Annotated in this window: 4 protein-coding genes; 2 read left to right on the top strand and 2 right to left on the bottom strand. The window is 62.8% G+C overall.

Translation table 11 applies throughout. The annotated features are described in order from the left end of the window. Both EN749_RS27835 and EN749_RS27840 read right to left on the bottom strand, forming a co-directional pair. On the bottom strand, nucleotides 1–659 hold a 659-nt coding region (locus EN749_RS27835), incomplete at its 3' end, for an ATP-binding cassette domain-containing protein (RefSeq protein ID WP_128364360.1). A gap of 3 nt (nucleotides 660–662) precedes the next feature. Continuing rightward, entirely contained in the window at nucleotides 663–1916 is a 1254-nt protein-coding gene (locus tag EN749_RS27840) for an ABC transporter substrate-binding protein (protein WP_127328756.1), read from the bottom strand. A gap of 192 nt (nucleotides 1917–2108) precedes the next feature. On the opposite strand from EN749_RS27840, the gene EN749_RS27845 reads away from it, so the two are divergent. Together EN749_RS27845 and metH are read left to right on the top strand one after the other, a co-directional pair. After that, nucleotides 2109–2927: an alpha/beta hydrolase gene (locus EN749_RS27845; protein WP_128288371.1), complete on the top strand. Its 819-nt coding sequence runs from the start codon at nucleotides 2109–2111 to the stop codon at nucleotides 2925–2927. 130 nt (nucleotides 2928–3057) lie between these two features. Further along, nucleotides 3058–6581: methionine synthase (gene metH / locus EN749_RS27850; RefSeq protein ID WP_128364361.1), on the top strand; the 3524-nt coding region annotated here is incomplete at its 3' end.

A 6581-nucleotide genomic window follows, 5' to 3' on the forward strand; every position in this document is an offset into this window, starting at 1 on the left:
GCCAGGACGCGGCCATTGTTGAGCACCAGCAGATGTTGCGAAAGGCTCATCAGGAAGGTCAGCACGTGTTCGATCAGAAGGATGGTGATGCCGCGTTCGGCGGTGCGGCGGATCAGGCCGATCGACGTCTCGATCTCGGGCTTGGTCAGGCTCGATGCCGGCTCGTCGAGCAAGAGCATGCGCGGCTGCATGGCGATCGCGGTGGCAAGCATCAGGCATTTGCGCTCGAACACGGACAATTCGCCGGCAAGCCGGCCGAACGACCGAGATCCCAGGCCGACGAACTCGAGCGCCTCGGCGGCGGCATTGCGGGCCGTGGCCGCTGTCTTTTCCTGCTTGCCGTAACTGGCGCCGATCAGCGCGTTCTCGAACACGGTCAGCCCGTCGAAGCTGGTCTCGCGCTGAAACGTGCGGGCGAGGCCGAGGCGCGCGATGGCGTGTCCCGATTTGCCGTTTATGGCAATGCCGTCAAAGCGGATCCGGCCCCGGTCGGGGCCGAACGGTATGCCGGTGATGATGTTGAACAGCGTGCTCTTGCCGCTGCCGTTCGGGCCGGCGATGCCGAAGATCTCGCCGGCCTCGACCTTGAACGACACGCCATCGACGGCCTTCAGCGAACCGAAGGCCTTCGACACGTCGTCCAGTTCAAGCAGGGCCATTCCCTACTTCATCCAGGGCTGGAGCTTGAAGGCGCCGGTGGCGTATTTCTCCGGCGAGATCAGCGTGCGCTGGCCATCCCAGATCTGGAAGAAGGTGATCGGAATATAGTCGTCGCCCTGCGTGGCAAGGTGGGTGGCGGGATCGAATTTCAGCCGCCCTTCCGCGACCTGCTTGTCGGTCTCCGACAGCGCCTTCATGATCGCCGCATGGTCGGATGCGCCGCCGACCTTCTTGACCGCATCGAAATAGACATTGGTCATTTCGTAGAGGCCGACGCCGTAGGTGCCGCTCTCGACGCCGTATTTTGCCTTGAACTTGGCCGCCACCTCGTCGGCGCGCGGGTTCTTCGGCGTCGTCAACGCGCCGCCGAGCAGATTGTAGATGACGCCATCCGATTTCTTGCCGGTCAGCTCGACGAATTCCGGAACGCTCGGCGCATATTGCAGGAAGACGAGGCTCTTGGTCGGCTGCTCGAGGAACTGGTTCAGGAACGAAGCCGAATTGCCCGGCAGATAGTCGGTGTTGATGACGACATCGGGAACGTTCTCGCGCACCTTGGCGAGGATCGAACGCCAGTCGGTCACTTCGCCGAACGGCACGATCTCGTCGACGGTGATGGTCCAGCCCTTCTCCTTGAAGGTCTTCTTCATGCCTTCGGAGATGGTCTTCGAATAGGCGTTGTCGGACGAGATGATGGCGACCTTCTTGGTCGGCAAGGTGATCTTGCCGTCGGCCGCGAGCTTCTCGACGAACAGGGTGACGTCGGTGTTGTAGGCGTCGAAGGAAGGCGTCAGCGACCAGCAGCACATGTATTTATCGGGGCTCGGCGCGATGATGTCCCGGGTCTGCTGCGAGGTGGCCGCGAGCATATAGGGCATCTCAGCCTCGGCCATGTTGTCGATCTCGAAATTGGTCAGGCTGGCGTAGCCGGTCAGCATGAAGTGCACGCCCGGATCGCCAAGCAGGCGCTCGACCGCGCTGGTGACGTTGCCGGCGGACTGATCCTTGACGTCGCCGACCACCAGTTCGAACGTATCCCCGGCAACGCCGCCGGCTGCGTTGGCCTCGTCGATGGCCATCTGCACGCCGCGCTGGAATTCCTGGCCGTCCGCCGCGGCAGGGCCGGTCAGCGGCGCAAGCAGGCCGATCTTGACGACGTCGGCAAAGGCGGGGGCGGCTGATACGGCAAACATGCCGATCAGCGTCGTGCTCATCAGCATATGGCGGATTCGACTTGCGGCGGATTTGGGCTTCATCGTGCTGTTCCCTGTTTTCCTCCCGTTCATCGGGAGTTGGATAATTGACAATCTACGCATAATTGTTCTTATTTGAAAAGGATTTTTCAACGCAACCTGGCCGGGAAGATGGTTCCCGCAAAGGTATGGAAGCCGTGGCGCTTTGCCGCGCAACTGTATTAAAACAGGGCAATTCCCCCGACGGAGCGGACAATGGCGATCTCGCAGAAGACCCTTGAAACCAGCCACGGCAAGATCGCGGTTCGCCAGACCAGTGGCGAAGGCGCCGCTGTCATGCTGATCCACGGCAATTCATCTTCCAGCGCCGTTTTCCGCAACCAGTTGGACAGCCCGTTGGGCGAGCGCTACCACCTCATCGCTCCCGACTTGCCCGGCCATGGAGCGTCCGCCGATGCGATCGATCCGGAGCGTTCCTACAGCATGGAAGGCTATGCCGATGCCATGACCGAAGTGCTCGGGCTGCTCGGCATCGACAAGGCCATCGTCTTCGGCTGGTCGCTCGGCGGCCATATCGGGCTTGAGATGATCGACCGCTTTCCCGGCCTGCTTGGCCTGATGATCACCGGCACGCCGCCCGTCTCGCCCGAGGAGGTCGGCAACGGCTTCAAGCCGAGCCCGCATATGCACCTTGCCGGGCAGGAAACCTTCACTGAAGCGGATGTCGAGGCCTATGCGCGCAGCACCTGCGGCGAGCCGTTCGAGCCGTTTCTCATCGACACGGTGGCGCGCACCGATGGAAGGGCGCGGCGCCTGATGTTCGAAAAGTTCGCGGCCGGCACCGGGCGGAACCAGCGCGAGATCGTGGCCGGCAAGACGCCGCCGATCGCCGTTCTGAACGGCATCGACGAGCCATTCGTCAACACCGATTTCGTCTCCGCTGTGAAATTCTCCAATTTATGGGAAGGCAAGGCCCATCTGCTCGACAAATCCGGCCACGCGCCGTTCTGGGACTCGCCGGATCGTTTCAACCCGGTCTTCGCCCGCTTCCTGGCAAGCTTCGACAGAGCGTAGGTCCGTCGGAAAACCGGCGCGACAGACCCTGCCTTCGAGACAGGTGGGTGACAATCGCGCGCATCTACCGTATATTGACATAAAGATATCCTTATGTGACATGAAAGGCCTGTCGCCAAAGGGATAAAAAATGTCGCAGAATTCTGCATCGCTGGACGCATTGTTCGGCCCCGTCGCGGCAAAACCGGACGGCTCGGAAGTGCTTGCCGCGCTGACAGCGGCGGCACGCGAGCGCATTCTCATCCTCGACGGCGCTATGGGCACGCAGATCCAGGGCCTCGGCTTTGACGAGGACCAGTTTCGCGGCGAGGCCTTCGCCGGCTGCGCCTGCCACCAGCAAGGCAACAACGATCTTTTGATCCTGACGCAGCCGAAGGCGATCGAGGAGATCCATTATCAATACGCCATCGCAGGCGCCGACATCCTCGAAACCAACACCTTCTCCTCGACCTCGATCGCCCAGGCCGATTACGGCATGGAGGATGCCGTCTACGCGCTGAACCGCGATGGCGCGCGGCTGGTGCGGCGCGCGGCGGTGAGGGCCGAGCAGGAAGATGGCAAGCGCCGTTTCGTCGCCGGCGCGCTGGGGCCGACCAACCGCACCGCGTCGATGTCGCCCGACGTCAACAATCCCGGCTACCGCGCCGCGACCTTCGACGATCTGCGCCTCGCCTATGGTGAGCAGTTGCGCGGCCTGATCGACGGCGGCGCCGACATCATCCTGATCGAGACGATCTTCGACACGCTGAACGCCAAGGCCGCGATCTTTGCAGCGGAAGAGATCTTCATCGAGAAGGGCGTGCGCCTGCCGGTGATGATTTCGGGCACCATCACGGACCTCTCAGGCCGCACGCTGTCGGGCCAGACGCCGACCGCCTTCTGGCATTCGGTGCGCCATGCCAACCCTTTCACCATCGGCCTCAATTGCGCGCTCGGCGCCAATGCGATGCGGGCGCATCTGGCCGAACTATCAGGCGTCGCCAACACCTTCACCTGCGCCTATCCGAATGCCGGCCTGCCCAACGAATTCGGTAGGTATGACGAGAGCCCGGAATTCATGGCCGCGCAGATCGAGGATTTCGCCAGGGAAGGGCTGGTCAATGTCGTCGGCGGCTGCTGCGGCTCGACCCCGGAGCACATCCGCGCCATCGCAGAGGCGGTGCGGAAGTATCCGCCGCGCGCCATTCCTGACATCACGCCGAAGATGCGCCTGTCCGGGCTGGAGCCGTTCACGCTCACCGAGGAGATCCCCTTCGTCAATGTCGGCGAGCGCACCAATGTCACCGGCTCGGCCAAATTCCGAAAACTGATCACGGCGGGCGACTATGTCGCCGCACTCGACGTCGCCCGCGACCAGGTCGCCAATGGCGCGCAGATCATCGACATCAACATGGACGAGGGTCTGATCGATTCGAAGAAGGCCATGGTCGAATATCTCAATCTGATCGCAGCCGAGCCGGACATCGCCCGCGTTCCTGTCATGGTCGACAGTTCGAAATGGGAGATCATCGAAGCCGGCTTGAAATGCGTGCAGGGCAAGCCGCTGGTCAACTCCATCTCGATGAAGGAGGGCGAAGAGGCCTTCCTGCATCATGCCAGGCTGGTCCGCGCCTATGGCGCGGCGGTGGTCGTCATGGCCTTCGACGAGGACGGCCAGGCCGACACCAAGGCGCGCAAGGTCGAGATCTGCACGCGCGCCTACAAGCTCCTGACCGAGCAGGCCGGCTTCCCGCCCGAGGACATCGTCTTCGATCCCAATGTCTTCGCCATCGCCACCGGCATCGAGGAGCACGACAATTACGGTGTCGACTTCATTGAGGCGGCCGGCGAGATCACCGCGACGCTGCCGCATGTTCACATTTCCGGCGGCGTGTCGAACCTGTCCTTCTCGTTCCGCGGCAACGAGCCGGTGCGCGAGGCCATGCATGCCGTGTTCCTCTACGATGCCATCCAGCGCGGCATGGACATGGGCATCGTCAATGCCGGCCAGCTCGCAGTCTACGATACGATCGAGCCGGCACTGCGCGAGGCCTGCGAGGATGTCGTGCTCAACCGCATGCCCAGGGCCGGCGGCACCGCCACCGAACGCATGCTGGAGATCGCCGAACGCTTCAAAGGCACGGCGGGCCAGGAAGCCAAGGAGCGCGATCTCGCCTGGCGCGACCTGCCGGTCGAACAGCGGATCAGCCATGCACTGGTCAACGGCATCACCGAATTCATCGACGCCGACACCGAGGAAGCGCGGCTTGCCGCCGAGCGCCCGCTGCATGTCATCGAAGGCCCGCTGATGGCCGGCATGAACGTCGTCGGCGACCTGTTCGGCGCGGGCAAGATGTTCCTGCCGCAAGTGGTGAAATCGGCGCGGGTGATGAAGCAGGCCGTCGCCGGACTGCTGCCGCATATGGAGGCCGAGAAGCTGGCCAACGCCGCCAACGGCATCGACAATGGCGAACGCCAGACAGCGGGCAAGATCCTGATGGCGACGGTCAAGGGCGATGTCCATGACATCGGCAAGAACATCGTCGGCGTCGTGCTCGCCTGCAACAATTACGAGATCATCGATCTCGGCGTCATGGTGCCGGCAGCGAAAATCCTGCAGACGGCGCGCGACCAAAATGTCGACATCATCGGCCTGTCCGGCCTGATCACGCCATCCCTCGATGAAATGGTGCACATGGCCGCCGAGATGGAGCGCGAAGGCTTCGACATTCCGCTGCTGATCGGCGGCGCAACGACCAGCCGCGTGCACACGGCGGTGAAGATCCACCCGCGCTACACCAAGGGCCAGACGGTCTACGTCACCGACGCCAGCCGGGCGGTCGGTGTCGTGTCGTCCTTGCTGTCGAACGAGACCAAGGGCGGCTATGTCGACACGGTGCGCACCGAATACAAGAAGGTCGCCGATGCGCATGCCCGCTCCGAATCCGACAAGCAGCGGCTGCCGCTGGCCAAGGCGAGGGCTAATGCGCACCGGATCGACTGGTCTGCCTACGAGCCGCCGAAGCCGTCCTTTACCGGCGTCAAGGTATTCGAGAACTGGGATCTCACCGAACTCGCGCGCTACATCGATTGGACGCCGTTCTTCCAGACCTGGGAACTGAAGGGCCGTTATCCCAAAATTCTCGAAGACGAGGCGCAAGGCGCCGCCGCGCGCCAGCTGTTCGAGGATGCGCAGGCGATGCTGAAGAGGATCATCGCCGAGAAATGGTTCGCGCCGCGCGGCGTCGTCGGCTTCTGGCCGGCCAATGCCGTCGGCGACGACATCAGGCTGTTCACGGACGAAAAGCGGTCGCAGGAACTGGCGACCTTCTTTACCTTGCGCCAGCAGCTGACCAAGCGCGACGGCAAGGCCAATGTCGCACTGGCGGACTTCGTCGCGCCAGCGGAGTGCGGCAAGCCGGATTACATCGGCGGCTTTATCGTCACCGCCGGCATCGAGGAGGTGGCTATCGCCGAACGGTTCGAGCGAGCGAATGATGATTATTCGTCGATCATGGTCAAGGCGCTGGCAGACCGCTTCGCCGAAGCCTTTGCCGAGCGGATGCATGAGAAGGTGCGCAAGGAATTCTGGGGCTATGCTTCAGATGAAGCGCTGGCGCCGGACGAACTGATCGGCGAACCCTATCGCGGCATTCGCCCTGCGCCCGGCTATCC

Source organism: Mesorhizobium sp. M7A.F.Ca.ET.027.02.1.1, assembly GCF_004022985.1.
Classification (GTDB): Bacteria; Pseudomonadota; Alphaproteobacteria; order Rhizobiales; family Rhizobiaceae; genus Mesorhizobium.

What these genes read in the sequence shown, in the direction of transcription:
- EN749_RS27840 (WP_127328756.1), bottom strand. Translation starts at nt 1,916, where the DNA reads ATGAAGCCCAAATCCGCCGCAAGTCGAATCCGCCATATGCTGATGAGC.
- EN749_RS27845 (WP_128288371.1), top strand. Translation starts at nt 2,109, where the DNA reads ATGGCGATCTCGCAGAAGACCCTTGAAACCAGCCACGGCAAGATCGCG.